The organism is Microbacterium sp. STRO-2N (assembly GCF_057747775.1).
Window position 1 is genome coordinate 961,804 of sequence record NZ_CM173223.1, and the last position, 25,056, is coordinate 986,859.

The 25,056-nt window shown below is 70.7% G+C and carries 25 protein-coding genes; 16 read left to right on the forward strand and 9 right to left on the reverse strand.

The window, feature by feature from the left end; translation table 11 throughout:
* Positions 1-15 precede the first annotated feature (15 nt).
* Both AC3ANN_RS04325 and AC3ANN_RS04330 read right to left on the reverse strand, forming a co-directional pair.
* Entirely contained in the window at positions 16-1,257 is a 1,242-nt protein-coding gene (locus AC3ANN_RS04325) for an RNA polymerase sigma factor (RefSeq protein ID WP_488339770.1), read from the reverse strand.
* A 25-nt stretch (positions 1,258-1,282) separates the two neighbouring features.
* The gene (locus AC3ANN_RS04330; protein WP_488339771.1) at positions 1,283-1,702 is read right to left on the reverse strand and encodes a YciI family protein; all 420 of its coding nucleotides are present in this window, start codon (positions 1,700-1,702) and stop codon (positions 1,283-1,285) included.
* Between the two features lie 161 nt (positions 1,703-1,863).
* Between AC3ANN_RS04330 and AC3ANN_RS04335 the strand changes: the two genes are divergently transcribed.
* Positions 1,864-2,352, forward strand: coding sequence for a hypothetical protein (locus AC3ANN_RS04335; RefSeq protein WP_488339772.1), 489 nt, complete (start codon positions 1,864-1,866; stop codon positions 2,350-2,352).
* On the opposite strand, the gene AC3ANN_RS04340 is transcribed toward AC3ANN_RS04335, so the two are convergent.
* Entirely contained in the window at positions 2,334-3,074 is a 741-nt protein-coding gene (locus AC3ANN_RS04340; RefSeq protein ID WP_488339773.1) for a GntR family transcriptional regulator, read from the reverse strand. The genes AC3ANN_RS04335 and AC3ANN_RS04340 overlap by 19 nt on opposite strands.
* Positions 3,075-3,271: 197 nt before the next feature.
* Here AC3ANN_RS04340 and AC3ANN_RS04345 point away from each other — a divergent pair, with 197 nt between their 5' ends.
* From AC3ANN_RS04345 to AC3ANN_RS04380, 8 genes are read left to right on the forward strand one after another with little or no spacing between them, the layout of a single operon-like run.
* Positions 3,272-4,357 carry a substrate-binding domain-containing protein gene (locus AC3ANN_RS04345; RefSeq protein ID WP_488339774.1) on the forward strand — a complete coding sequence of 362 codons (1,086 nt, stop codon included), beginning with the start codon at positions 3,272-3,274 and terminating at the stop codon, positions 4,355-4,357.
* A 35-nt stretch (positions 4,358-4,392) separates the two neighbouring features.
* The gene (locus AC3ANN_RS04350; protein WP_488339775.1) at positions 4,393-5,889 is read left to right on the forward strand and encodes a sugar ABC transporter ATP-binding protein; all 1,497 of its coding nucleotides are present in this window, start codon (positions 4,393-4,395) and stop codon (positions 5,887-5,889) included.
* Positions 5,886-6,857 (forward strand): ABC transporter permease, encoded by a 972-nt coding sequence (locus tag AC3ANN_RS04355; protein WP_488339776.1) that lies wholly within the window; start codon positions 5,886-5,888, stop codon positions 6,855-6,857. The genes AC3ANN_RS04350 and AC3ANN_RS04355 overlap by 4 nt, the downstream gene beginning before the upstream one ends.
* On the forward strand, positions 6,854-7,945 hold the full coding sequence (locus AC3ANN_RS04360; protein WP_488339777.1) for an ABC transporter permease: 1,092 nt from the start codon (positions 6,854-6,856) through the stop codon (positions 7,943-7,945). The genes AC3ANN_RS04355 and AC3ANN_RS04360 overlap by 4 nt, the downstream gene beginning before the upstream one ends.
* The gene (gene lsrF, locus AC3ANN_RS04365) at positions 7,938-8,810 is read left to right on the forward strand and encodes a 3-hydroxy-5-phosphonooxypentane-2,4-dione thiolase (RefSeq protein ID WP_488339778.1); all 873 of its coding nucleotides are present in this window, start codon (positions 7,938-7,940) and stop codon (positions 8,808-8,810) included. Before AC3ANN_RS04360 ends, lsrF begins: the two co-directional genes overlap by 8 nt.
* A gap of 49 nt (positions 8,811-8,859) precedes the next feature.
* Entirely contained in the window at positions 8,860-10,503 is a 1,644-nt protein-coding gene (locus AC3ANN_RS04370) for a glycerol-3-phosphate dehydrogenase/oxidase (protein ID WP_488339779.1), read from the forward strand.
* Between the two features lie 49 nt (positions 10,504-10,552).
* Positions 10,553-12,043 (forward strand): FGGY-family carbohydrate kinase, encoded by a 1,491-nt coding sequence (locus AC3ANN_RS04375; protein WP_488339780.1) that lies wholly within the window; start codon positions 10,553-10,555, stop codon positions 12,041-12,043.
* Complete coding sequence (locus AC3ANN_RS04380; RefSeq protein WP_488339781.1) at positions 12,040-13,986, forward strand: SDR family NAD(P)-dependent oxidoreductase; 1,947 nt, start codon at positions 12,040-12,042, stop codon at positions 13,984-13,986. The genes AC3ANN_RS04375 and AC3ANN_RS04380 overlap by 4 nt, the downstream gene beginning before the upstream one ends.
* A 203-nt stretch (positions 13,987-14,189) precedes the next feature.
* Here AC3ANN_RS04380 and AC3ANN_RS04385 read toward each other — a convergent pair whose 3' ends face one another.
* The 3 genes from AC3ANN_RS04385 to AC3ANN_RS04395 form a co-directional block, all read right to left on the reverse strand.
* A complete protein-coding gene (locus tag AC3ANN_RS04385; protein WP_488339782.1) occupies positions 14,190-14,717 on the reverse strand; it encodes a DUF1697 domain-containing protein in 528 nt (175 codons plus the stop codon).
* Between the two features lie 67 nt (positions 14,718-14,784).
* Positions 14,785-15,144, reverse strand: coding sequence for a nuclear transport factor 2 family protein (locus tag AC3ANN_RS04390; protein WP_488339783.1), 360 nt, complete (start codon positions 15,142-15,144; stop codon positions 14,785-14,787).
* A 30-nt stretch (positions 15,145-15,174) separates the two neighbouring features.
* The gene (locus AC3ANN_RS04395) at positions 15,175-15,942 is read right to left on the reverse strand and encodes an SDR family oxidoreductase (RefSeq protein WP_488339784.1); all 768 of its coding nucleotides are present in this window, start codon (positions 15,940-15,942) and stop codon (positions 15,175-15,177) included.
* A gap of 100 nt (positions 15,943-16,042) precedes the next feature.
* Here AC3ANN_RS04395 and AC3ANN_RS04400 point away from each other — a divergent pair, with 100 nt between their 5' ends.
* The 3 genes from AC3ANN_RS04400 to AC3ANN_RS04410 all read left to right on the forward strand — a co-directional run bounded on the left by AC3ANN_RS04400 (position 16,043) and on the right by AC3ANN_RS04410 (position 19,031).
* The gene (locus AC3ANN_RS04400) at positions 16,043-16,894 is read left to right on the forward strand and encodes a helix-turn-helix transcriptional regulator (protein WP_488339785.1); all 852 of its coding nucleotides are present in this window, start codon (positions 16,043-16,045) and stop codon (positions 16,892-16,894) included.
* A 388-nt stretch (positions 16,895-17,282) separates the two neighbouring features.
* Entirely contained in the window at positions 17,283-18,551 is a 1,269-nt protein-coding gene (locus AC3ANN_RS04405; protein WP_488339786.1) for an HNH endonuclease signature motif containing protein, read from the forward strand.
* A 102-nt stretch (positions 18,552-18,653) separates the two neighbouring features.
* Positions 18,654-19,031 carry a nuclear transport factor 2 family protein gene (locus AC3ANN_RS04410; RefSeq protein WP_488339787.1) on the forward strand — a complete coding sequence of 126 codons (378 nt, stop codon included), beginning with the start codon at positions 18,654-18,656 and terminating at the stop codon, positions 19,029-19,031.
* Positions 19,032-19,069: 38 nt separating this feature from the next.
* Here the strand turns inward: AC3ANN_RS04410 and AC3ANN_RS04415 are convergent, their stop codons facing one another.
* On the reverse strand, positions 19,070-20,053 hold the full coding sequence (locus tag AC3ANN_RS04415) for an aggregation-promoting factor C-terminal-like domain-containing protein (RefSeq protein WP_488339788.1): 984 nt from the start codon (positions 20,051-20,053) through the stop codon (positions 19,070-19,072).
* Positions 20,054-20,272: 219 nt separating this feature from the next.
* On the opposite strand from AC3ANN_RS04415, the gene AC3ANN_RS04420 reads away from it, so the two are divergent.
* From AC3ANN_RS04420 to AC3ANN_RS04435, 4 genes are read left to right on the forward strand one after another with little or no spacing between them, the layout of a single operon-like run.
* Positions 20,273-20,617 carry a DUF2200 domain-containing protein gene (locus AC3ANN_RS04420; protein WP_488339789.1) on the forward strand — a complete coding sequence of 115 codons (345 nt, stop codon included), beginning with the start codon at positions 20,273-20,275 and terminating at the stop codon, positions 20,615-20,617.
* Between the two features lie 55 nt (positions 20,618-20,672).
* On the forward strand, positions 20,673-21,986 hold the full coding sequence (locus AC3ANN_RS04425; RefSeq protein ID WP_488339790.1) for a M18 family aminopeptidase: 1,314 nt from the start codon (positions 20,673-20,675) through the stop codon (positions 21,984-21,986).
* 54 nt (positions 21,987-22,040) lie between these two features.
* Complete coding sequence (locus tag AC3ANN_RS04430) at positions 22,041-22,778, forward strand: NUDIX hydrolase (RefSeq protein WP_488339791.1); 738 nt, start codon at positions 22,041-22,043, stop codon at positions 22,776-22,778.
* A gap of 46 nt (positions 22,779-22,824) precedes the next feature.
* The gene (locus tag AC3ANN_RS04435; RefSeq protein WP_488339792.1) at positions 22,825-23,226 is read left to right on the forward strand and encodes a PPOX class F420-dependent oxidoreductase; all 402 of its coding nucleotides are present in this window, start codon (positions 22,825-22,827) and stop codon (positions 23,224-23,226) included.
* Between the two features lie 3 nt (positions 23,227-23,229).
* On the opposite strand, the gene AC3ANN_RS04440 is transcribed toward AC3ANN_RS04435, so the two are convergent.
* Positions 23,230-23,805, reverse strand: coding sequence for a DUF2510 domain-containing protein (locus AC3ANN_RS04440; RefSeq protein WP_488339793.1), 576 nt, complete (start codon positions 23,803-23,805; stop codon positions 23,230-23,232).
* A gap of 2 nt (positions 23,806-23,807) precedes the next feature.
* On the reverse strand, positions 23,808-24,935 hold the full coding sequence (locus AC3ANN_RS04445; RefSeq protein WP_488339794.1) for a helix-turn-helix transcriptional regulator: 1,128 nt from the start codon (positions 24,933-24,935) through the stop codon (positions 23,808-23,810).
* Positions 24,936-25,056 lie beyond the last annotated feature (121 nt).

Consider the following 25,056-nt stretch of genomic DNA (forward strand, 5'->3'; position numbering starts at 1 on the left):
CGATCGGGGAGAGGGCTATCTCAGCCGCTCGGCCTTGTCCCGCAGCACCTTCTGCTGCGCCACATTCGCGGTCAGCCCCGCCGCGGTCAGCAGCTCCGACCGTGCCTCCTCCGCGCGGCCGAGCCGGGCGAGCAGCTCACCCCGCACGCTCGGCACGAGGTGCGAGCCGCGCAGCGCCCCCGACGCCTCGAGGCCATCGACGATTCGCAGCGCGTCGGCCGGACCGTACGCCATCGACACCGCCACCGCACGGTTGAGCTCGACGACGGGGCTGGGGGCGATGCGTCCGAGCACCTCGTAGTGCAGCACGATCCGCTGCCAGTCCGTCTTCTCGACGCTCGGTGCGACCGCATGGCACTGCGCGATCGCGGCCTGAAGCGCGTACGAACCCCGACCGATCCCGCGAGCCTGAGCCAAGCCATCCGACGCCTTCAAGAGCGCCACCGCGCGAGCGATCTGCCCGCGATCCCAGCGTGAGCGGTCCTGGTCGGCGAGCAGCACCGGCTCGCCGGTGCGCGACTCGCGGGCGGCGAACCGCGAACGCTGGAACTCCATGAGCGCCACCAGCGCGAGCGGCTCGGGCTCGCGCGGGAGGAGTCCCGCGACGATGCGGCCGAGACGCAGCGCCTCGTCGGCGAGATCCGGTCGCACCCACCGGTCGCCGGCGGTGGCTGCATAGCCCTCGGTGAACACGAGGTAGACCACTCCCAGCACGGCCGACAGGCGGTCCTTCCATTCGGACGGGTCGGGTGTCTCGAAGGGCACGCGCGCGGCGGCCAGCGACTTCTTGGCCCGGGTGATGCGGGCCTGCACGGTCGGAACCGTGGTCAGCAGCATCCGTGCGATCTCTTCCGTCGACAGGCCCGCAACGACCCGCAGCGTCAGCGCCACCTGCGATTCGCGCGACAGCGCGGGGTGGCACGCCGTGAAGATGAGCCGCATCACATCGTCATCGATCGGGCGCCACTCGTCGTCGGTCGTCTCGTCGAGCGTGTGCGCGATCGCCGCGTACCGCTCGTCGAGCCGCTCGCGCCGCCGCCACGCGTCGATCACGCGACGCTTCGCGACCGCGGTCAGCCACGCGCCGGGATTCGACGGGATGCCGTCCCTCGGCCACGAACCGAGGGCTTCGAGCAGCGCCTCCTGGGCGACATCCTCGGCGAGGCCGAGGTCGCCGGTCATCTTGGCGACGGATGCCACGATCCGAAGGCCCTCGATGCGCCAGACGGCCTCGACCGTGCGCCGGGTGTCGTTCATGCTTCGTTCGTTCCGGGGTGGCGGATCACTCGGTGCCGAGCTCCTTGCGCCACTCCTTCTCCTTCTCGATGTACTCGTTGCCCTCGAAGCCCGCGAAGTCGGTCTCGTCGGTCACGCGACGCACCTCGAGCTTGTTCCCGGGAGTGAGCGGAGCGCGCTTCGCCCACTCGATCGCCTCCTCGGCGGTCGCGGTCTGGATGATCCAGAAGCCGTTGAACAGCTCGTGCACCTCGCCGTAGGGGCCGTCGCTCACGATCGGGGCCTCGCCTGCGAAGTCCACGACGTATCCCGGCTCGTTCGCGAGGCCTTCGCCGGCGACCATGACGCCTGCCTTCATCAGGGACTCGTTGTAGGCGCCCATCGCGTTGATGATGGCCTCGAAGTCCATGTTCTCGTAGTCCTCGACGGCCTGCTCGGTGGCCCGCATGATCAGCATGTGCTTCATTTCCCGCTCCTTGTTCCGGTTGCTTCGGAGTGACCGTTCGTCCCTCTCACTATCGCGTCGAACGGGCGCGGAGGAAATCGACATGGGGGGAAGAACCTTTTCAAACCCGGTTCGCGGGCGGTCGCGATCCCGGTCCGGCTCTCTCGGGTTAGGGTCGGCGCATGGCCGAGGCACCCGACCGCTGGCGAGACGCGGGCATCATCCTGGGCTGGAATCCGAGCCTGTGGGACGAGTGGCCGGGCGGCTTCGCGGGCGTCGTGGCGCGCGTCGCGGGAGGTGAGCAGTACGTGACGCAGTGGTCGGTGGGATCGAGGCGCGAGGTCGAGCCCGGCACGGACGCATGGCTGCTGCGTCAAGGCGGGTCGTACGGGCTCATCGGCCACGGCACCGTGCTGACGCATCCTTATGAGGATGTGCACTTCGCCGATCCGCGGCGCACCGCGAGCTTCGTCGACGTGGCGTTCGACGAACTGGTGGTCGAGAGCGACCGTGTGCCGCGCGACGTGCTCGAGGTCGTCGTGCCGGAGGTCGCGTGGCGGTTCCAGTTCCGTTCGGGCAACCGCATCGCGCCCGAGCCGAATCTGCGCCTGCGGGAGCTGTGGCGCGAGGCACTGGAGGGGCTCGACGACGGTCAGCGGATGCCGACGTAGAAGCGGGACTCGTCGCTTCGGTGCAGTGCGTGATAGCGCTCGAACGGCGTGCCATCGGCATCCCACGCGAGCGACTCGATCGACAGCACCGGCTGGCCCGGCTCGAGTTCGAGCAGCTCGGCGTCCTCGCGCGACGGGATGACCGCGCTCAGCCAGCGGTCGGCGCCGCTCGGCTGCACGCCGAAGTGCCGGCGCAGATGCTCGTACAGCGAACGGTTCTCGAGGTTCGCGCGGGCGAGCGTCGGGAAGCGCTCGTACGGCAGGACGGTGTCGACGAGCAGCCATGGGGTGCCGTCGACGCGGCGCAGACGCCGCAGCCGCACGACGGGACTGCCCTCGGGGATGCGCAGCGCTTCGGCGTCAGCGGCGTCGGCGGTGCCGACCGCGAAGTCCAGGACGCGCGTCGTGACCTGGCGACCGGTCGCCACCAGGTCGTCGGACGAACCCGTCGTCGACCCGATGAAGCGCAGCTCGGGACGCTGTGGGGCGACGAACGAGCCGCGCGCGCGGACCTTGTAAATGAGTCCCGCCCGGACGAGGTCCGCGAGAGCCTCACGGACGACGGTGCGCGAGACGCCGTAGCGATCGATCAGCTCGGACTCTGAGGGGAGTGCCTGGTCGGGCCGCAGCAGACCGGACTCGATCTCGCCGCGCAGAGTCCGCGAGAGCTGCTGCCACAACGGAACATCCGCGGTGCGATCGAGCGTGGCCCCGTTCGTCATCGACGGCCCTCCTTCTTCGGATCCGAGTCTGCCGCGTTCGTGTGCCGACAGTCCGGTTGACATGCCGCGAGCGCATCCCTATCTTAGTCATCACCAACTAGTCATGACAGGTTAGTGGTAACAGGTTGACCCGAGAAGCACCGGATCGACGAGTGCCCGCAGGCACATCGCGATGGAGCGAACCAGGAGGCAAATCAATGAAGTTTTCGACCACCCGCCGCGCGCTGAGCGCGGCCGCTGCCGCAGCCGCGGCGGCACTCGTGCTCGCGGGCTGCGCGGGCGGACCCAGCGACGCGGCCACCTCGAACGGCGAGGAGCCGCAGGGGCTCAAGATCGCCCTCTCGAACGGCTTCGTCAACGGCTGGCGACTGACGCTGATCGACAAGTTCGAGACCGAGGCCGAGAAGCTCAAGAGCGAGGGCATCGTCTCGGAGTACTCGGTCGTGAACGCGCCCGGTGAGAACAGCGCCACCGAGCAGGCGTCGCAGATCCGCAGCCTCATGCTGCAGAACCCCGACGTGCTGATGGTGATCCCGGCATCGTCGACGGCGCTCGTGCCGGTCGTCGAAGAGGCCTGCTCGGCGGGCATCAACGTGATCATCCTCGACGCCGACATGGAGACCAGCTGCGGCACCGTCGTTCGCAACGACTATGCCAAGTGGGGCGAGGACTCGCTGCTGCCCGCGCTCGACGCGATCGGCGGCGAGGGCAACATCATCCTCAACCGCGGTGTCATCGGCTCGCAGCCCGACGAGGAGTTCTACGCCCGCCAGCAGGAGATCCTCGCCGACTACCCCGACGTCACCGTCGCGGCCGAGGTGAACGGCTTCTGCGACGCCGCGACCGCACAGAAGGAGATCGTGGCGATCCTCGGGTCCATGCCCGAGATCGCCGCCGTTCCCGGCTGCATCGGCGGCATGGGCGTCGTGCAGGCGTTCGAGTCCGCGGGACGCGAGGCGCCCGTGGTGGTCTTCGACACCGACGGCAAGTCGCTGTCGTTCTGGAAGGAGAGCGGCATCGACAACGGGTCGTTCGCTGCACTGACCGACCCGGGCCAGGTCGTTGCGGCGATCTACGTCGCCCTCGCCAAGGAGCGCGGCGAAGAGGTTCCCGACGAGGTCGTGCTGCCGCTCGTGCAGGTGCCGCAGGAGGACCTCGACTACTGGGTCGAGAGCCTCGCCACCGACGAGTACGCCGCCAACGCGTGGGACGAGAAGTCCACGCAGGCCGCGATCGAGGCCCTGCTGAACGACGAGGACGTTCCGGTTCCGGCCCTGCCGTGACCCGTGCGGCCGACCGGTCCGAAGGAGAACCACCGATGACAACCGTGTCGCAGAGCACCGACTCTGCCATCGCCGCCCCGACCGACGTGGTGCTGCGCGCCGACGCCGTCACGAAGCGCTACGGCAACACCACAGCGCTCGCCGGCATCGACATCGCGGTGGGCTCGGGGGAGATCCTCGGGCTGGTCGGCCACAACGGCGCGGGCAAGAGCACCCTCATGCGGGTGCTCGCCGGACGCGAAGCCCCTGACACCGGCCAGGTCGTCTGGCACCGCCGCGGCGCGTGGGACCAGCGCGCGGCCGCGCGGGCCGGAGTCCGCATGGTGTACCAGGAGCTCGCGCTCTGCCCCGACCTCACCGTCGCCGAGAACATCGCGCTCTCGGACCGCTCCGCCCGCGGCTGGCGCTGGCGGGGCATCGCCGAGCGACGCGTCGCCGAGACCCTCGATCGCGTGTTCCCCGGTCACGGCATCAGCATCGTCCGGCGCACGAGCGACCTCACGATGGCGCAGCGCCAGATGGTCGAGATCGCTCGTGCGCTGTGCACTCCCGAGCTGTCGGTGCTGATCCTCGACGAGCCGACCGAGTCGCTGAGCGTGGACGCCACCCGGCAGCTCTACACCGCACTCCACGAACTCGCCAGGACCGGCGTGGCGATGGTGTTGATCTCGCACCGCATGCAAGAGGTCCTCGCGAATGCCGATCGCATCGCCGTGATGAAGGACGGGCGGCTCGTCGATGTCGTGGCGGCCGCCGACACCTCGGAGGATGCGCTGCTGGCGGCGATGGGCGGCGACGTCCACGCCGACACCGCGACCATGCGTCGCGTCACGAGCCGCGACCACGGCGACATCGACAGCCACGGCGTCCTCGCCCGGATCGACGGCGGCGACGTCCCCTTCACGGTCGACGCGGGAGAGATCGTCGGGCTCGCCGGGCTGGCCGGCCATGGGCAGGACGTCGTCCTCCGGCGGCTCTGGTCCAACGCCCGCGGAGTGCGGGTCGCGCGTCGCCGCGCCTACGTGCCGGGGGACCGCCAGACCAGCGGCATCTTCCCGCTGTGGTCGGTCGCCGACAACCTCACCGTCTCGGCGACCAGGCAGCTCTCCGTCGCCGGTGTCGTGCCGTCGCGTGCGAAGAAGACCCTCGCGGCGGAATGGGTGCAGCGTCTGAGCGTGAAGGGCGGCGCCCGTGCCCCCATCACTTCGCTGTCCGGCGGGAACCAGCAGAAGGTCCTCGTCGCCCGCGCGTTCGCGACCGATGCGCCGCTGGTGCTCCTCGACGACCCGTTCCGCGGCGTCGACGTCACGACCAAGAACGAGCTCTACGCCCTGATGCGGGTCGAGGCATCCCGCGGCCGCGCCATCGTCTGGTACTCCACCGAGAACAGCGAGATGGCCCACTGCGACCGCGTCTACGTCTTCCAGTCCGGCCGCATCGTCAGCGAGCTCGCCGGCGACGAGATCACCGAGGAGCGCATCATCGCCGACTCGTTCGTCGCCGATCACACCACCTCTCAGGAGAACCGATGAGCACCGTCATCCTCTCTCGCCCATCCACCGGGCAGCGCCTGCGCGCGAGCGCGGTGAACGGCTCCCCGGCGCTGCTCGCGCTCATCGCCCTCATCGCGATCTTCGTGATCACCGCGACCCTGCAGCCCGGCATCCTGAGCGTCCCCGGCCTCACCCTCATGCTGATGTCGTCCGTGCCGCTCGTGCTGGCGGCGCAGGCGCAGATGATCATCATGAGCGTCGGCGACATCGACCTCAGCGTCGGCTACCTCGTCGGGCTGGTCACCGTCATCGCGGCGACGCTGTTCATCGACACCCCATGGCTCGGCGCGATCCTCATCGTCGGCATCCTCGTGGTGTACGCGGGCATGGCGTGGGTCGTGCAGAAGCGCGGGGTGCCGTCGATCATCATCACGCTCGGCATGTCGTTCGTCTGGCTGGGCATTGGACTGCAGATCCGACCCACGCCGGGCGGCCAGACGCCGGACTGGCTCTCGGCGATCTCGGCATGGCGGCCCACGTGGTTCCCCGCGCCGGTGATCCTCATCGTGCTGGCCACTCTGATCGGCTGGTTCGTGATGAGGCGCTCGCAGGCGGGAGCCCGCATGCGCGCGCTCGGCTCGCAGGCGGCGACGCTCGAGAAGACGGGCGCCTCGCTCGTCGGCACCCGTGTGCTCGCGTACACGCTCGCCGCGGGACTCCTCGTGCTGTCGGGCCTGATGCTCGCGTCGCAGACGTGGTCGGGCGACATCAACGCGGCGGGCGAGTACACGCTGATGACGATCGCCGCGGTGATCCTCGGCGGCGGGACGTTCTCGGGCGGGCGCGCGCTGCCGATCGGCACGACCCTCGGGGCAGTCACCCTCGGCCTCATCACGGTCCTGCTGAGCCTCATCAACCTCCCGTCCAGCCTCCAGTCCGCCGCGCAGGGCCTGATCGTCATCGCCGTGCTGGCCGGTCGTCTCATCACCGAAAGGTTCGCGCGATGAGTGCTGCATCTTCTTCCATCGACGCCCGCCGCCGTCTGAGCTGGCCTGCCTGGGGCTGGTCGCTGCTGGGCGTGCTGGCGGTCTGGGCCGTCATCGTCGTGGTGCGGCCGGGTTCCGCCCTCGACCCGCTGGCGCAGGCTCTGTCGCTCGCGCCTTTCCTCGTGCTCGTCGCGCTCGGCCAGATGATCGTCATCACCCTCGGCCCCGGCAACATCGACGTGTCGGTCGGGACCGTCATCTCGATGGCCTCCTACGTGTCGGTCGCGGTGGGCGCCCAAGCCGGTCCGCTGGGCGGGCTCGCGGCCGGCGTCGGTGCGGGGCTGCTCGCCGGCGCGGTGAGCGTCGCGGCCATCCTGCTGCTGCGCGTCCCGCCGATCATCGCCACCCTCGCGACCAGCCTCATCGTCACGAGCGTCACGCTGCTGCTCGCCGGCTCGGCGCGCGGGGGAGCGGATGCCGCGCTGCGGGGCTTCGTGAACGCCAAGGTCCTCGGAATCCCGGTCATCGCCCTCGCCGTCGCAGCGCTCACGGTCGTCGTATGGTTCGTGCTGATCCACACACGCCTCGGGATCGCGATCATCGCGGTCGGCCAGAGCCAGCGCGCGGCCGAACGCGCCGGACTCCCCGTGGCCGGGGTCACGGCGACGGCCTATCTCGTGTCCGCCGGCCTCGCCGGTCTCGCCGGCGGCCTCCTCGCCGCGTACATCTCGCCCAGCACCGTGCTCGGCACGTCGTACATGCTCGACTCGATCGCCGTCGTGGTGATCGGCGGAACCCTTATCTCGGGCGGCCGGCCGGTCCCCGTCGGCGCGTGGACCGGTGCGCTGTTCTTCGTGCTGCTGTCGGGCCTGCTGAACCTCGTCGGCTGGTCGGTCGGCGCCCAGAACGTGCTCAAGGGCGTCCTCGTCGTACTGGTCGTCGTGATCGCCTCCGCCGCCACCGGCACCGGACGCTCGACTCTGCGACGACTGCACGACTCACTCGGTCGGCCGAGCGACCCGTCGCCGGCGGCGGCGCAGCAGACGACTGCGCCCGAAGCCGCGACGCCTCAGACCATCACCCAACAGAAGGAGAACATCCATGGCTGATACCGACGACCTCCGCGAGGGCACCGACTACTCGGGCGGCGCCGCGACCCAAGCCGGCTTCCACCTGAAGGGGCAGTCCGGGCAGGACTGGGGATTGCGCGCCCGGCTGTCGCGCGTCTTCGACCCCTCGGACGGCAAGACGGTCATGCTCGCGTTCGACCACGGCTACTTCCAGGGCCCGACATCGGGCCTCGAGCGCCTGGATCGCTCCATCCTTCCGCTGGTGCCGCAGGCCGACGCGCTCATGTGCACGCGCGGCGCGCTGCGCACGACGATTCCCGCCGACAACGGCAAGGGCATCGTGCTGCGCGCCTCGGGCGGCCCGAGCGTCCTGAAGGAGCTGTCCGACGAGGAGCTCGCGGTCTCGATCGACGACGCGGTGCGACTGGATGCCGCGGCCCTGGCCGTGCAGGTCTTCGTGGGCGGCGAGAACGAGACGAAGTCCATCAAGAACATGACGACGCTCGTCGACCAGGGGCAGGCCACCGGCATCCCGGTGCTCGCCGTCACGGCGGTCGGTCGCGACATGGTGCGCGACGCGCGCTACTTCCGCCTCGCGACGCGCATCAGCGCCGAGCTCGGCGCGGCCTTCGTGAAGACGTACTACGTCGAGGAGGGCTTCGAGACCGTGACGAGCGCGTGCCCCGTGCCGATCGTCATCGCCGGCGGCAAGAAGGTCGAAGAGAAGGAGGCGCTGCGCGTCGCGTACCGCGCCATCCAGGAGGGCGCCGCGGGCGTCGACATGGGACGCAACGTGTTCCAGTCCGAGCACCCTTCGGCCATGCTCTCCGCGGTCCGCGGGGTCGTCCACGACGGACTGAACCCTGAGGAGGCGTTCGACCTCTACCAGTCCCTCTCCCACTGACCCCTCCGCGGGCGCCCTTCGGGGCGCCCGCGGCCCCGAAGGATGCAGAATGTCCACGCTTCGTACCTACGCCGCACCCACGTCGGCCGACGTCATCGTCATCGGCGCCGGCATCAACGGTCTCGCCATCGCACGTGAGGCCGCGTGCCGAGGCTTGCACGTCGTCATGATCGACCAGGACGACATCGCCGCACGCACGTCCGCAATCTCGACCCGGCTCATCCACGGCGGTCTCAAGTACCTCGAGCGGCTCGAGCTGCCGCTCGTGTTCGAGTCGATCCGCGAGCGGAACATCCTGCTGCGCACGGCGCCGCACCTCGTGCGCCCCTATCCGATGCTCATCCCCTTCTCGCGCACGGCATCGCGGCCCGGCTGGCTGCTCGCGTGCGGCCTGATGCTGCACGATGTGCTGGCCTTCGGCAAGAAGCTCCCGTGGAACCGCATCGTGTTCTCCAAGCGCCTCCGGCGCGAGTGGCCCTCGGTCGCCGACGGCGGCGTGCGGTGGGGCGGGCTCTTCCACGACGCCCACGTGCCGGTCACGGAGCGCTTCGGCACGGAGCTCGCGATCGACGCGAACCGCCACGGTGCCGACATCCTCACGCATACGCCCGTGGTGTCGCTGCTGCGGGAGCAGGGACGCATCGCCGGAGTCATCTACCGCGATCGCGAGACCGGCGAGGAGCGCGCTCTGCGAGCCCCCATCGTGGTGAACTCCGCGGGCCCATGGGTCGACGCCGTGCTGGACCTCGGTGGTCCCCACGAGCGCCGCATCGGGCCGACGAAGGGCAGCCACCTCGTGGTCGACGCGTTCCCCGGCGCGCCTCACACCTGCATCTTCTTCGAGTCGCCCGACGACCAGCGCCCGATGTTCGTGCTGCCCTGGTGGGACGGCAAGTACATGATCGGCACGACGGATCTGCCGTACGACGGCTCGATCGACGAGATCGTGATCGACGACGACGAGACCGAATACCTGCTCCGGGCCGTCAACCAGCTGATCCCGCAGGCATCGCTGCGCCCCGACGACGTGCTCTGGTCGTTCTCGGGCGTCCGACCGCTGCCGTATGTCGCCGACCTCACCAACCCGGCGTCGGTCAGCCGTGACAGCGAGATCGTGGAACACGACGGCGAGGCTCAGGGACTCATGACGGTGATCGGCGGCAAGTACACCACCCACCGCGCTCTCGGCGAGCAGGTGCTGCGTCGCATCGAGACGGTGCTCGAGCTCGACCACCGGCCCTCGGTGACACGATCCGCGCCGCTGCCCGGTGCTCCGGCGCCGAGCCTCGCGCGCTTCCGCCGCGAGTTCGTCGCCCGCAGCGTGCTGCCCGAGCGCAGCGCGCGTCGCGTCGCGGATGTGTACGGCGCGCTCGCGCGCGGCATCGACGCGCTCGCCGCAGCCGACCCGGCGCTCGCCGAGGTGATCGACGACGAGACGGGCGCCGTCGCCGCCGAGGTCGTCTACGCTGTGCGGGAGGAGGGCGCGGTGACCCTCGAGGACATCCTGATCCGCCGTACCGCCATCGCCCTCAACAGCGACGTCGCTCTCTCGTGCGCGCCGCGCGCGGCCGCGCTACTCGTCGCCCATGCCGGATGGGACGCCGCGCACGCGGACGCCGAGGTGGAGCGCTACCGTGACGCGGTGCGCCGCTTCGCGCCGCGCACGCAGCGGGTGCCGGCGACGGCGGAGTGAGACGGAACACCCCGGGCGACGACCGCCCGAGACAGAACGAGAAGGATCGATGAAGACCTGTGTGATCGGCATCGACGTCGGACTGACGTCGGCCAAGGCAGCCGCCTTCGACGCGGACGGAGTGGAGATCCGCTCCGTCTCGGCTCCCAACCCTCGCGTGGCCGTCTCGCGCGAGTGGCAGGAGATCGGCATGGACGAGCTCTGGGATGTCGTTGCGGACGTGCTGCGCGATCTCACCGGAGAACTCGTGCGTCAAGGCTGGACGATCGCTTCGGTCGGTGCGACGGGGCACGGCAACGGCCTGTACCTCGTGGATGACGAGCTCCGCCCCGTGCGCGCGGCGATCGCCTCGACCGACAGCCGCGCCGAAGGGATCGTCGCGTCGCTCGATGCCGAGACGGTCGAGCGCGTGCGGCTGGTGACAGGATCGATGCCGTGGGCGGCGCAGCCGGGCGTGCTGCTGAGGTGGCTGCACGACAACGAGCCTGAGACGCTGGAACGCGCGCGGTGGGCGCTGACGTGCAAGGACTGGATCACGACGTGTCTGATCGGAGCCCCGAGTGCCGATCTGTCCGACTCGTCGGGGTGCGGCCTGGTGAACCTGCGCAGCCGCGAGTACGAGCCCGAGGTGTTCGAAATGCTCGGCCTGCCGCGCACCTTCATCGACCTGCTGCCGCCGCTCCGCCGCTCGGACGACATCGTCGGCGCGGTGAGCGCGGAAGCGGCCGCGCGGTCCGGCCTTCCCGAGGGAACGGCCGTGGTCGCAGGCTGCATGGACTGCGTCGCGAGCCCGCTCGGCGCGGGGTCCACCGGCCGCGGTGATGTCACGGTGATCGTGGGCACGTGGGCCATCAACAGCGTCGTCGTGCCGGCTGACCGCGAGCCGCCGCGCGTCACGATCAACGCGCTGCTGCCCGATCCCGACCTCATGCTCGCGATGGAGGTCGCGCCGACCTCGGCGGCGAGCATCGAGTGGGCCGCAGCGCTCCTCGGCGCCCGTGCGCAGCGGCCCGTCACGCCCCGCGATCTGCTCGAGGCCGCCCAGTCCGCGCCGCCGCTGGCGGACGGTCTCATCTTCCTTCCGTTCATCCACGGCGCCCCCGAGCACCTCGGCGCCTCGGGCACGTTCCTCGGGATCAAGGGCGGCCACGGCTTCCCTCACGTCGCCCGAGCGGTGTCGGAGGGCATCACGCAGTACCACCGCGTGCAGCTCGAGAAGGTCATGGCTACCGGGACTCACGTGTCCGAGGGCCCGTGGACTCTCGCCGGCGGCGGCGCCAAGAACCCGCAGTGGGCGCAGATGTTCGCCGACATCGTCGGCCACCCGATGCGGCGTCAGCTCGGCACCGAGCTGGGCGCGCGCGGCGTGGCGTCGCTCGCGGCGAGCGGCATCGGCCTCGACATGGAGCGGTGGCGGGTCGATCCCGACCCCGCGCTCGTGGTCTCGCCCGGACCCAGTCGCCCCGCGTACGCGGAGCAGGCGCAGACCTTCGACCGCGTCATCGGGGCCATGACCTCGGTGTGGGAGGTGTACGCGTGAGCCTGGCCCACGGCATCCCTTCGACCGCCGTCGACGAGATCGTCCGCGTGAGTCGCGCGCTCGGCGCGGACCCGGCGTTCGTGCTGCACGGCGGCGGCAACACGTCGATCAAGACGACCGGCGTCGACACCACCGGCGATCCGGTGGACCTCGTCCTCGTCAAGGGCAGCGGGTGGGACCTCGCCACGATCGAGCCCGCCGGCTTCGCACCGCTCCGGCGCCGCCGGCTGCGCGAGCTGCTGCAGCGGGAGTCGATGGACGATCTCACGATGGTCAACGAGCTGCGTCAGGCCTCGATGGACGCGTCCGCGCCCACCGCCTCGATCGAAGCGCTCCTGCACGCGCACCTCCCTGGCCGCGTCGTGCTGCACACGCACGCCGACGCGATCGTCGCGCTGACGAACCGCGACGTCGAGGATGACGACATCAGGCGGGCGCTCGGCGAAGGCGTGGCGGTGCTGCCCTACGTCATGCCCGGCTTCCCGCTCGCGCGTCGCGTCGCCGACGCCGATTCGGCGGGCGTCGACGCGCTCGTGCTGCGCAACCACGGCCTGTTCACGTTCGGAGACGACCCCGAAGCCGTGCTCGCGCGCCATCGCGAACTGGTCGCGCGCGCCACCGAGCTCACCGGAGCGGGGATCGAGACGGATGCCGCGACCCGCCGCTCGTCAGGCACAGACGCGGCGACCGGCTCGGTGCCCGACATCGCCGCGCTGCGACGGGCCGTTGCGGACGCGGCCGGCCGGCCCATGCTCGTGCGGCAGTCGGCGTCGGCGCGGGCCCAGGAGTATGCGCGCCGTGACGGGCTCGAGGCCTCCACGTCTCGCGGCACCGCGACGCCCGAGCACGTGCTCTACACGAAGCGCTCGCCGCTGATCGGGCGCGACGTCGCGGCGTACGCGGAGCGCTATCGCGACTACGTCGATCGGCACCGCGAACGCGTCGCCGGCCCGCTCGCCGAGCTCGATCCCGCCCCGCGGGTCGTGCTCGATGCCGAACTCGGCATGCTTGTCGCCGGCGACACCGTTCGCGACCTCCGCGTCGTCGAGGACGTCGCACTGCACACCATCGACGTGATCGACGCCGCCGACAGGCTGGGCGGCTACCGCTCGCTCGACGAAGCCCGCACCTTCGACATCGAGTACTGGTCACTCGAGCAGGCCAAGCTCGCGGGACGCACCCGCAAGCCGCTGTCCGGCGAGGTCGCGATCGTCACGGGCGCCGCGTCGGGCATCGGCCGGGCGGTCGCCGAGCGACTCCTGGATGACGGCGCCGCAGTGGTCGGGATCGACCTGAACCCCGACATCGTGTCGGTCTCGCGGACGGACGCGTGGCGTGGCGTGGTCGGCGACGTGAGCTCGCCGGACGTGCTCCGCGACGCCGTCGAGCTCGCGGGGCGCGAGTACGGCGGCGTCGACATGGTCGTCATCGCGGCAGGCATCTTCCCACCGAGCCAGCCGATCGCGGAGCTCGATGACGATGTGTGGGACCGCGCCCTCCGCGTCAACGTGACCGCCATGGCACGCCTGCTGCGCGAGGCACATCCGTTCCTCGCGCTCGCCCCGCGCGGCGGCCGCGTCGTGCTGGTCTCGACCAAGAACGTGGCGGCACCCGGCCCCGGCGTCGCGGCGTACTCGGCGAGCAAGGCGGCCGCCGCGCAGCTCGCTCGTGTCGCCGCACTGGAGTGGGCAGGTGACGGCATCAGGGTCAACCAGGTGGAACCGGACGCCGTCTTCGACACCGCGATCTGGACTCCCGAGCTGCTGCGCGCGCGAGCGGCCCACTACGGTCTGACCGAGGAGGAGTACCGCACGCGCAACCTCCTGCACGTCGAGGTGCGAAGTGCGATGGTCGCGGAGGCGGTGGCGACGTTCTGTCAGGGGTTGCCGGCCACGACCGGCGCCCACCTCAGCGTGGACGGGGGCAATGACCGCGTGATCTGACCTGCACACCCCCGGAGGGGCTCAGCCGGTGACGCGGGCTCCCGGGCTCGGTGACGATGCGCAGGGCTCCCCAGTGCTGCTCGAGCACGCCGCGCACCTCCTCGCGACTCACGACCGGACGGGCGGGTGGGGTGTGCGACATTCCTACCGCGACGACAGGCGTGAGGCGCTTCGACGGGCGCAGCAAGGGGGGACGGGCGGCGTCAGGCGGGCTCGGCGAAGCGGCCGACCAGCCTGACGAGCGTCGGCAGGCCCCGGGAGGTCGCGCGGCCACGAGTGATCCGCTCGATCACGGGCGTCGCATTGCCCTCGCCGTCGCGCTCGTTGCGGATCAGCGTCCAGCCCGTGCCGGAGCCGACGATCTCGCAGCGGCGGGACACGGCCTCGTTCACGACGTCGGGGTCGGTCGGGTCGATCGTGCCGCCGCCGTGGAGCGTGAACTCGTGTCGACGGGGATCCGGCGTCGCGCCGTGCGCCTCGACGACCGCGACGAGGCTGTCGAATGGCATCCAGAATGCCTCGCGCTCCAGCCCCGTGCGCGCGGCGATCGACGCCACGACCGTCTCGGTCACGGCGGCAGGGTCGTCGGCTTCGAACACGACCGTGCCGTTGCTCTGGAAGGGCACCGCGTCGCGGCATCCGGCGTCCGCGAACGCGGCCAGGATGTCGGCGGTCGACGGGTGACCGCGCTGACCCTGGTTGACATTTCGCAGGAACGCGACGCAGCGCATGCGTCGACGCTAGCGCGTCGCACGGACAGCACGACCCCGCCGCGGCTGCCGCGGCGGGGTCGTCCCGTCACTCCACGGGCGGGATCGTGAAGCCCGCGATGCGGTCGCCGTCGAGCTCGACGATGGCGTCGGACTCGCCGTTGAAGACGCGGCTGCGCCAGTCGAAGTGGATCCGGACAGTGCTTCCGTCGACGGATGCCGAGAGCATCGTCATGCGCGCCCCTGCGCCGATCGCATCGGAATCGGCCCAGCTGCGCACTCCGGTGTGACCGCGCAGCACGCGACCCCAATCGTCGACGAAGCCGTCCTCGGTGAACGCCTCGACGAACGCGTCGGTGTCAGCGGCATTGACGGCGTCCACGAACGCCCGGACGGGGGCGGGCAGCACCTCTGCGCCGCCGGCGGAAGGGGATTCGGCATCCGTCATCGTCGGTCCTCTCGTGGGATCGGGCCCAGGCTACGCCGCAGCGTGCGGGTCGAGGCGGTTGAGGGTCTCCACCACGCTCGCGTAGTCGCCGCGCGCCTCGCCGTAGCGCAGGAACTTCACGCGCTCGACCTGCACCTCGTTCGCGTCGGGCTCGTCGCGCAGGATCTGCATGACCTCGTCGGCGAACTCGTCGAGCGGCATCGCGAAGGGGCTCTGGCGCTGCCCGGCCATGAGGTCGGTGGCGACCGACGGCGGCTCGAGCTCGACGACGCGTACCGACGTGCCCGCCAGCTGCAGCCGGATCGACTCGCTCAGCATGTGGATCGCGGCCTTGGTCGCGTTGTAGGTCGGCGTCACACGCAGCGGCGCGAACGCGAGGCCCGACGAGACCGTCATGATCGTGGCGTCCGGCTGCGACCGCAGCTGCTCGATGAACGCGCCGATGAGGCGGATCGGTCCGAGGAGGTTGGTCGTCACCGTCGCCTCAGCGGTCTCGACGAAGCCCTGCGGGGTCGTCCAGTCCTCGACGCGCATGATGCCCGCCATCGTCACGAGCACGTTGAGCTCGGGGTGGCGCTCTGACACCAGTGACGCGGCTGCGGCGATGGATGCGGCATCCGTCGTGTCGATCTCGACCGTGTCGATTCCCGGATGCCGCGCCGCGATGTCGTCGAGCAGCTCACGCCGGCGCCCGCCGACGATGACGGTGTTGCCGGCTTCGTGCAGACGCTCGGCGAGGGCCAGGCCGATGCCGCTGGTCGCGCCAGGGATGAAGATGGTGTTTCCGTTGATTCGCATGCTTCGAGTGTTCGGTCATCGCGAGCGGCGTGGCAGAGAGCGCTTATCGGGGGAGCGGGAGTCCCTGGATGCCCCGGCCCGGCGCGCGCATGATGGATCCATGGATCGCGAAGCGCTCGCCGAGTTCCTCCGCAGCCGCCGCGAAGGGCTGCAGCCGGCCGACGTCGGGCTGACTGCCGGCGTTCGTCGGCGTGCCCCGGGACTGCGGCGCGAGGAGGTGGCGCAGCTCGCGCTGATGTCGACCGACTACTACACGCGACTCGAGCAGCAGCGCGGACCGCAGCCGAGCACGCAGATGCTCGCGTCGCTCGCCCGGGCCCTGCGGCTCACCGCCGACGAGCGCGACTACCTGTACCGGATGGCGGGGCACGCGGTCCCCGACCGCCTCGGGTCGACGGGCCATGTCGCACCGCCGCTGCAGCGCGTGTTCGACCGCCTCTCCGACACGCCCGCGCTCGTCATCTCGGCGCTCGGCGAGACGCTCGTGCAGAACGCGCTCGCCGTCGCGCTGCTCGGCGACCACGTCGGCGCGACCGGCTGGGACCGCTACGAGCCGTGGCGCTGGTTCGTGCACCCTGAGTCCGAGCGCGCCCACTACCCCGAGAACGACCACCCCCGGCACAGCCGCGCGCTCGTCGCCGGACTCCGGGCGGCGTACGGGACGCTGGGGCCGTCGTCGCAGGCGGGGGAGCTCGTGGCGGAGCTCCTGCGGCGAAGCCCCGAGTTCGGCGACCTGTGGGAGCGGCAGGAGGTCGCGCAGCGGTTCGCCGACCACAAGGTGCTGATCCATCCCGAGGTCGGCGAGATCGAGATCGACTGCCAGGTGCTCTTCACCGAGGACCGGTCGCAGGCGCTCCTCGTGCTCACCCCCGAGCCGCGCAGCGAGGCCGAGGAGAAGATCCGGCTGCTCGGAGTGCTGGGCGTTCAGCAGTTCTCGGACAGCGGGCGCTGAGTCGCGGGAACGTCAGGCCACGGTCTCGTCGATCGCCCTCCCCACGACCCCGATCACGGGCCACGCGCCTGTGGGCGCGGGCGCACACCGCGCGCCAGTCTGCGGTTACCACTGCGGGTGTGGAGAAGTCAAGGGTCACGGGAGAATCCGCGCCGGTTCCTAGGCTGGCAGCGCAGGAAACACACACAACGCGAGACGGTAGAGGATCGGCGGTCGGGTCGCCGTACAGACTCCCGTGGTCGCGCGATGGTCCCGGTGGGAGGGCTACCCACCGGGACCATCACTCTGCGCCGGTCGTGTTCAGCATTCGGACAGACGACCGATCTGCGGACCCGTGTGATCCGATGAAACTCGAAGCAATGTCGGAGGGCCGCCGTACTCTGTAGTCATGTCGATCGACGCCGTTCCCGAGGTCCCGGTGCCCGATGCGCTGGACCTCGTGGTCGAGGTCGCCGACATGATGTCGGTCTTCGCGGCGCAGCGACTGGCGCGCGTGGACGCGATGCGCCGCGAAGCGCTGGAGGATGCCGCACGGCATGGCCGCGAGCTGACCGATGTGATCGAGCGAGGCCTACGCCTCGAACTCGCAGCCGCGTTGCGGATCACCGAGCACGCCGCCGGGGATCTGATCTGCCAGGCCGAGGCGCTGGTGCACCGCTACCCGACGGTGTTGGCATCACTGGGGCGGGCCGCGATGACCGAGCGTCACGCCGAGATCCTGGTGAACGGCCTGGACGAGGTGGAGCCCGAACTGCGCGACGCGTTGCTGCCGCAAGCGGTGGAGCTGGCCGAGACACACCAGGTCGGCACCTTTCGTCGTGCGTTGCGCATGCTCGTCGACCGGGCGCGGTCCGTCACTCTGGCTGAACGTCACGAGGCGGCTCTCGCGCAACGGCGAGCCGTGATCGAACAGGTGGACGACGCAATGGCTTGGGTGAGCCTCTTCGTACCCGCTGTCGAGGCACGCGCGATTCATGCGCGTGCGACCGCGATGGCGAAGGCGATCGTCGCTCAGGAAGGCGAGACTCGCACGCTCGCCCAAGTGCGCGCCGACGTCATGTGCGATCTCCTCATCGAGGGGCGCACCGATCTGCAGCCCGACGAGGTGCGCGGCATCCGGGCCACGGTTGCGGTGACCGTCCCGGCACTTGCGCTCCTCGCAGAGGACGATGCCGAGCGCGCCAGGGCCGGGCTCGACCCGGCGGTGGTCGAGGGCATCGGGCCGATCCCGCTCCAGCGGGCGCGCGAGCTGTGCGGCGGAGCAGACGGTTGGATGCGGATCCTCATCCATCCCGAGACGGGAGCGGTGCTGTCGGTCGGCCGCGATCTCTACCGGACTCCGCCGTCGCTCCGGCGGATCGTCATGTGGCGGGCCGATCGATGCATGGGGCCAGGCTGCGGTATGCCGGCCTCGCGGTGCGAGATCGACCACACCCTCGCGTGGGAAGACGGCGGGACCACGTCGCTCGGCAACCTGGCGCCGATCTGCCGAGGGCATCACCGTGTGAAACATCACGGTGGGTGGCAGGTGAGACAAGTGCCCGGCAGCGGGGGCGCCCTGGAGTGGACGTCCCCGGCAGGCAGACAGTACGTGGTACAACCCGAACGACGGGTACCGGTGTTCCGTCCATCGCTGGATGGGGACGCCCCGTTCTGATGCGGTCGGTGCCGGCCCGGCGCCCCGGCTGATGCGGTGGTCTCGGCTCGATCCACCGCAAGCCCCTTGCCCCTCCGACGTCGCGTGGCAGACGCTCGACGCATGACGACTCTCATGACCGAACTGCTGCGACTCGAACAGGCCGGGTGGACGTCGTTGTGCGACGGCTCCGGCGACGCCTTCTACGGACGACTGATGACGGATGACGGGATGATGCTCCTCGCCGATGGTTCCGCGCTGAACCGTGACGCGGTCGTGGAGTCCCTGCGCGACGCGCCCGCGTGGAGCAGCTACGAGATCAGTGAGGAGCGGCTCATCGCCTTGGGAGCGGACGCCGCCGCGCTGGTCTACACCGGTCGGGCGTTCCGTGCCGCCGGCGGTCCCGCGTTCGTCGCCCTCATGTCGAGCGTGTACGTCCGTGACAGCAGCGGCTGGCGTCTCGCGCTGTACCAGCAGACGCCGGTCCCCGAGGCGGAGTAGACGGGAGCGTCACTCCGCCTCGGCGATCGTCGAGTCGCTCAGTACCAGCCGACCGACTGCGAGTGACCCCACGCGCCGCACGGCGAGCCGTAGCGACCCGAGATGTACCCGAGGCCCCACGCGATCTGCGTCGCAGGGTTGGTCTGCCAGTCGGCGCCGGCCGTCGACATCTTGCTGCCGGGCAGGGCCTGCGGGATGCCGAACGCACCGCTCGAGCGGTTGTACGCCTGGTAGTTCCAGCCGGACTCCTTGTCCCACAGCGACACGAGGCACGCGAACTGATCGTCGCCCCAGCCGTAGCCGCCGATCATGCCTCGTGCCGTCGCCTGGGCGTCGGCGGGGCTCGTGCCGCCCACAGCACCACCCGTCGCGTACACCGGGTTCGGCGCGGAAGGGCGTGCGCTCGCCTTCTTCGCCGCCTCGGCCGCTGCGGCCGCTGCGGCCTCCGCCTCGCGGCGGGCCTTCTCCTCGGCCTCCTGCTGGGCCTTCAGCGCGATCGCGGCGTCGAGCTTGCCGCGCAGTCCGCTGACCTGCTCGCTGACGGCGGCGGTCTCTGTCGTCACGACTTCTGCGTAGTCCGCCACGTACGCGGCGGGGAGGTTCTCGGCACGGTCGAGCCCCTGCAGGGCGACCTCGAGCGCAGCCGTGTCGACCGTGACGACGGGCACGCCGATGTCGAGGCCCGACGCCGTGATGTCGGCCGTCACGGTCTGTGCGGCGCTGATCGCGGCATCCGCCGCGGCGCGCACGTCCTCCGGCGCGGCGGGTGCGTCTGACTCCTCGGCTTGCGCGGCCGGCGTCTGCACGGGCGTCGTGTACGACGCGAGCGCAAAGCCGCTGAGCCGCTCGGTGGAAGCCGCCGATGCCTCGGCCTGCGCCGTCGGCGCGGCCGTGGTGAAGCTCGCCGCCGCCAGGATGCCGACGGCGAGCGTCGAGGCGATCAGGACAGGGCGGCGGCGGAGGCGGCGTTCGGCGCGGCGGAGCGAGCGACGCGAGGGCAGGATGGACGACTGGGTGCGCATGAATAGACCGGGTTCCGTATCGACGAGGCGCCGTCGCGGCGCGCTGTACCCGTTCGGGCGGGCACAAGTCCCCGAGTCTGGTAGCCCTGTCTGGGCGCTTCCGGTGCGTTACCTGAACGTTACATGGGAGCGGTGGACGCCAACGCGCCCGCGAAAAGGCCAGATCACGGGGCTGCGTGCCCAGCGACATCGCTTGCCGCGCCGCGTTACGCTGGCGACGTGCACCGCATCTTCACCACGAGCTTCGCCGCCGTCTACCCGCTCTACGTGACGAAGGTGGAGCGCAAGGGACGCACGACCGCAGAGCTCGACCGCGCAATCGAGTGGCTCACCGGGTTCGACGATGCCGAGCTGCGACGCCACCTCGACGAGCACACCACGTTCGAGGACTTCTTCGCCGACGCGAAGCTCAACCCGAACGCATCGCTCATCACCGGCGTCGTCTGCGGCATGCGCGTCGAGAGCATCGAAGACCCGCTCATGCAGAAGATCCGCTATCTCGACAAGCTCGTCGACGAGCTCGCGAAGGGCAGGCCCATGGAGAAGGTGCTCCGGAGCGCGTAGCCGCTCCCGAACTACGATCGAAGCACCGCCCGCCCCACCCGGAGGAGACTCGTCCGTGCCCGAAGCGCCCGCGCCCGCAGCATCCGTCACCGCCACGGCCGCGCTCGCGCACGCCGAGGATCTCGCCGCATTCGTCGCAGCGTCGCCGTCGAGCTTCCACGCGGCGGCCGAGGTCGCACGGCGTCTCGAAGCCGCCGGGTTCACCCGCCTGGATGAAGGGGAATCGTGGTCAGCACCGGCCGCCGGGCGGTTCGTGGTCGTGCGCGACGGCGCCGCGATCGCGTGGGTCGTGCCCGCGACGGCGACCGCCGCGACAGGCGTGCGCATCTTCGGCGCCCACAGCGACTCACCGGGCTTCAAGCTCAAGCCCAAGCCGACGACCGGTCGACTGGGCTGGCTGCAGGCCGGGGTCGAGATCTACGGCGGCCCGCTGCTGAACTCGTGGCTCGACCGCGAGCTGCGCCTCGCCGGACGCCTCGCGCTCGACGACGGAACGACGGTGCTCACGGCGACCGGACCGCTGCTGCGCCTGCCGCAGCTCGCGATCCACCTCGACCGCGACGCCAACGACCACCTCGCGCTCGACAAGCAGTCGCAGACGCAGCCGGTGTGGGGCCTCGGCCAGGCCGATTCCGCGGACATCCTCGGCGAGCTCGCCCGCGAGGCGGGGGTGGATCCCGCGCGCATCCGCGGCTACGACATCGTCACCGCCGACGCCGCCCGCGGTGCGACCTTCGGCCTCGACGACGTGTTCTTCGCATCGGGCCGCCTCGACGACCTCGCCTCGGTGCACGCGGGCGTCGTCGCACTCGAGCGTGCTTCCGCCGACCTCGACGCCGACCACATCGCGATGCTCGCGGTGTTCGACCACGAAGAGGTCGGCTCCGGCACCCGGTCAGGCGCGGCAGGACCCTTCCTCTCCGACGTGCTCGAACGCGTCTGGATGTCGCTCGGCGCCGACCGCGAGCAGCAGCTGCGTTCGCTCGCCGCGTCGTGGTGCGTCTCGAGCGACGTCGGCCACTCCGTCCACCCCAACTACGCCGAGAAGCACGATCCGGTCGTGCAGCCCGTGCTCGGGTCGGGTCCGATCCTCAAGATCAACGCGAACCAGCGCTACGCGACGGATGCCGCGGGCGCTGCCGCCTGGAACGCCTGGTGCTCCGCCGCCGGCGTCACGAGTCAGGAGTTCGTCTCGAACAACTCCGTGCCGTGCGGCTCGACGATCGGACCGATCACCGCGACCCGTCTCGGGATCCGCACCGTGGACGTCGGCATCCCGATCCTGTCGATGCACTCCGCGCGTGAGCTCGCCGGCGTCAGCGACCTGTGGGACCTCGCACGGGTCGCCGAGGTGTACTTCCGCGGCTGAGGAGGTCTGGCACCATCGCGACCCCGTGTCGGCGGGCGGGCGTACCCTGAACGGATGCCGGTGCCTTCCTCCTCGCCGACACACCGCCTCCTCAGCGCGCGGTCGCAACTGGTCGCGCTCGCCGAAGCGGCGGCGGCTGCACGGGGGAGTGATGGATTCCCGGCGTTCGCCGGCGTGCCGACGCCCGCGGACTCCCGCCCGGCCGCGGTGCTGATCCTGTTCGGTGTGCTCGACTCGCTGCCGAGCGACCACGACGCGCAGTCCCGCGCCGTCTCGCGCGACCTCGACGTGCTGATGCTGGCTCGCGCCACGACGCTCCGCTCGCATCCCGGCCAGGTCGCCTTCCCCGGAGGTCGTGTCGACCCCGGCGACGACGGACCCGTGTCGGCCGCCCTCCGCGAAGCGCGCGAAGAGACGGGACTCGACACCGCCGGCGTCGACGTGCTCGGCACGCTCGAGAACATCCCTCTGGTGTATTCGCAGCACCTCGTGACTCCGGTGCTCGCGTGGTGGCGGCATCCGTCGCCCGTCCGCGTGGTCGACGAGGCCGAGTCCGCCGCGGTGTTCCGCGCGCCGGTCGCCGATCTCCTCGACCCTGCGAACCGCGGCTCGACGGTGATCCGCCGCGACGGCCAGGAATGGAGAGGGCCCGGGTTCCTCGTGCGGCACGCGAGCGGTGAGCACCTCGTGTGGGGCTTCACCGGCATGGTGCTCGACGGGCTGTTCGACCGCCTCGGCTGGACCGAGCCGTGGGATCCCGATCGCGAGATCCCGCTCGACCTGCCCGAGTGACCCGTGACGCGGCTGGGTGCCGCCGCGTCACGGCAGGATGGAACACATGCCTTCTGTCGATGACATCGTCCCCGCTGACCGTCGCCATCTGCTCGACCTCCCCGTCTACGGCCACCTCGGAACCATCCGTCCGAACGACACCGTGCAGGTCAACCCGATGTGGTTCGAGTTCGACGGCGAGCACATCCGGTTCACGCACACCAACTACCGCCAGAAGTACCGCAACCTGCAGCACAACCCGTCGATGTCGCTGTCGATCCTCGACCCCGGCAACCCGTTCCACTATCTCGAGGTCGCGGGACGCCTCGTCGACGAGATCCTCGACCCGGAGGGCGCGTTCTACGTGCGACTGCAGAACCGGTACGGCAACCCCAGCTCGACGCCTCCGCGCGACAAGGCCGACCGCGTGATCCTCGTGATGTCGATCGAACGCGCGACGAAGCAGTAGGCCTCAGCCGTAGCGGTAGTGCTGCGCGCTCGCGTTGACCCATCCGGCGAAGCGCCGGGCCTCGGCATCATCTCCCGGCGGTACGGGCGCCACCCACACCTGCGGCCCCGCGATCACGAGGTGGAGCGCGCTCCGCGCGATCGCGCGGTTCAGCGTGCGCGGAGTGACCGGTCCGCCCGGTCCGAACAGGCGTCGCTCGACCGCGGTGCGCGTGAAGTCCGGGCGCCGGAGCAGCGCATCGCCCGTGTCGACGGATGCCGCGACCTCGCCGACCGGCTGGCTCAGGTCGCCGAAGTGGATCCAGCGGCCGTCGATGACGACGCCCGAGAGCTGCTGCTCCTGGCCGCTGTAGCGGACCGCGCTCGTCCAGCGCCGTCCGTCCCACCATCGCCGCCGCCCGCGATGGTCGTCGTACCAGCCGGGCCCCGCCGTGCCCGCGGCGGCGGGGCCGGCATCCGTCCGCAGTTCGGTGCGGGGATCACGCAGGTCGACGAACTGCTCGGTCCAGCGCGAGCCGTCCCACCAGCGCTGCTTGCCGGTGCCGTCGTCGTACCACCCGGGTGGCGGCTGATCGGCCACGGTCAGCCCGCGTACCAGCCGCTCGGACCGATCCCGGATCCGATCCGGGGAACGTACTGGTCGAAGTACACGCGCGCGACGAGCTCGCGGCGGCTCGCGACCCCGGCCTTGTCGAAGATCGACTTGAGGTGGTCCTGAACGGTGTAGGGCGACAGATGCAGCTCGGCCGCGATCTCGCGGGTGTCGGCGCCGCGCAGCACGATCGCCACGACGTCACGCTCGCGCATGGTGAGCTCGAACGCCGCCGCGACGAGGTCGATCACCTCCTGCGGCCGCGCCTCCTCGATCGTCACCACGACGTCACCGGCGCGCTCGCCGGCGCCGCCGAGCGGCGAGGCATGCAGCACGAGCCACACGCCGTCGTCCGTGCGGGCGCGGATCCGCGGCATCCGCTCGATCTCTCCTCGTGCGTAGCGGCGCGCACCGCTGACGAGCGCCTGCACCGACGTCAGCGGATCACCCATGCCCGGCGCCGAGGCCATCTGCGCGAGGTGCGCCTGTGCGCCCGGCGTCGACTGCACGATGCGGTCGTGCGCATCGAACACGATCACGGCCGGACCCGACTGGGAGGCGGCATCCGTCCTGTCGAGCTGGGCGAGCAGCCCGGTGCGGAAGCCACGGGTGAACGCGGGCGCCACCGCGGAGAGGAAGTCGAGCTCGTCGACACCGAACGCCGGATCGTCGTCGCCGCGGAACAGCGAGATGTGCCCCCACGCGCCGTTGCGGTCGCTGAAGACGACGCGCGCCTCGTCGCGGAAGTCGAAGTGCGGCACGAGGAGTTCCGACATGCGCACCGAGCGGTCCAGCACGCCGCGCGTGACGCGATGCACGCCGATCGCGATCTGACCTGCTGCGACCATCGCCGTGATCGACGTCGGGTCGTCGCTGCCGTACTCGATCTGCGACCACGCGATGTCTCGCTCGTTGCGGCCGTCGAGCTCGCCGAGCTTGCGTGCACTCGACACCATCGTCGTCGCCGGATCCAGCGTCGAGATGCACGCGGCGACGAACGGCACGACGTTCTGCAGCGTGGCGGCCGCCTCATCCATGAAGCTGTGCAGCGGCAGTCCGGCGCGCGAGATCACGTCGATGTCGCTGCGCGCGCGACCGACCGCCAGTGCCGAGGCCATGGCATCAGTGTGCTCCTGCCGCGCCGTCCGCCGCTATCCCAGGTATCTGGGAGGGCCGGAATCCCTCATGACCTGGGATGGTCTCCCGCGCCGACACCGGCCAGAGTGACGGAGGCCCATT

Bases quoted from the DNA above. Each gene is read 5' to 3' on its own strand.
- AC3ANN_RS04325 (WP_488339770.1), bottom strand. From the start codon at position 1,257: ATGAACGACACCCGGCGCACGGTCGAGGCCGTCTGGCGCATCGAGGGC.
- AC3ANN_RS04330 (WP_488339771.1), bottom strand. From the start codon at position 1,702: ATGAAGCACATGCTGATCATGCGGGCCACCGAGCAGGCCGTCGAGGAC.
- AC3ANN_RS04335 (WP_488339772.1), top strand. From the start codon at position 1,864: ATGGCCGAGGCACCCGACCGCTGGCGAGACGCGGGCATCATCCTGGGC.
- AC3ANN_RS04340 (WP_488339773.1), bottom strand. From the start codon at position 3,074: ATGACGAACGGGGCCACGCTCGATCGCACCGCGGATGTTCCGTTGTGG.
- AC3ANN_RS04345 (WP_488339774.1), top strand. From the start codon at position 3,272: ATGAAGTTTTCGACCACCCGCCGCGCGCTGAGCGCGGCCGCTGCCGCA.
- AC3ANN_RS04350 (WP_488339775.1), top strand. From the start codon at position 4,393: ATGACAACCGTGTCGCAGAGCACCGACTCTGCCATCGCCGCCCCGACC.
- AC3ANN_RS04355 (WP_488339776.1), top strand. From the start codon at position 5,886: ATGAGCACCGTCATCCTCTCTCGCCCATCCACCGGGCAGCGCCTGCGC.
- AC3ANN_RS04360 (WP_488339777.1), top strand. From the start codon at position 6,854: ATGAGTGCTGCATCTTCTTCCATCGACGCCCGCCGCCGTCTGAGCTGG.
- lsrF (WP_488339778.1), top strand. From the start codon at position 7,938: ATGGCTGATACCGACGACCTCCGCGAGGGCACCGACTACTCGGGCGGC.
- AC3ANN_RS04370 (WP_488339779.1), top strand. From the start codon at position 8,860: ATGTCCACGCTTCGTACCTACGCCGCACCCACGTCGGCCGACGTCATC.
- AC3ANN_RS04375 (WP_488339780.1), top strand. From the start codon at position 10,553: ATGAAGACCTGTGTGATCGGCATCGACGTCGGACTGACGTCGGCCAAG.
- AC3ANN_RS04385 (WP_488339782.1), bottom strand. From the start codon at position 14,717: ATGCGCTGCGTCGCGTTCCTGCGAAATGTCAACCAGGGTCAGCGCGGT.
- AC3ANN_RS04390 (WP_488339783.1), bottom strand. From the start codon at position 15,144: ATGACGGATGCCGAATCCCCTTCCGCCGGCGGCGCAGAGGTGCTGCCC.
- AC3ANN_RS04395 (WP_488339784.1), bottom strand. From the start codon at position 15,942: ATGCGAATCAACGGAAACACCATCTTCATCCCTGGCGCGACCAGCGGC.
- AC3ANN_RS04400 (WP_488339785.1), top strand. From the start codon at position 16,043: ATGGATCGCGAAGCGCTCGCCGAGTTCCTCCGCAGCCGCCGCGAAGGG.
- AC3ANN_RS04405 (WP_488339786.1), top strand. From the start codon at position 17,283: ATGTCGATCGACGCCGTTCCCGAGGTCCCGGTGCCCGATGCGCTGGAC.
- AC3ANN_RS04410 (WP_488339787.1), top strand. From the start codon at position 18,654: ATGACGACTCTCATGACCGAACTGCTGCGACTCGAACAGGCCGGGTGG.
- AC3ANN_RS04415 (WP_488339788.1), bottom strand. From the start codon at position 20,053: ATGCGCACCCAGTCGTCCATCCTGCCCTCGCGTCGCTCGCTCCGCCGC.
- AC3ANN_RS04430 (WP_488339791.1), top strand. From the start codon at position 22,041: ATGCCGGTGCCTTCCTCCTCGCCGACACACCGCCTCCTCAGCGCGCGG.
- AC3ANN_RS04435 (WP_488339792.1), top strand. From the start codon at position 22,825: ATGCCTTCTGTCGATGACATCGTCCCCGCTGACCGTCGCCATCTGCTC.
- AC3ANN_RS04445 (WP_488339794.1), bottom strand. From the start codon at position 24,935: ATGGCCTCGGCACTGGCGGTCGGTCGCGCGCGCAGCGACATCGACGTG.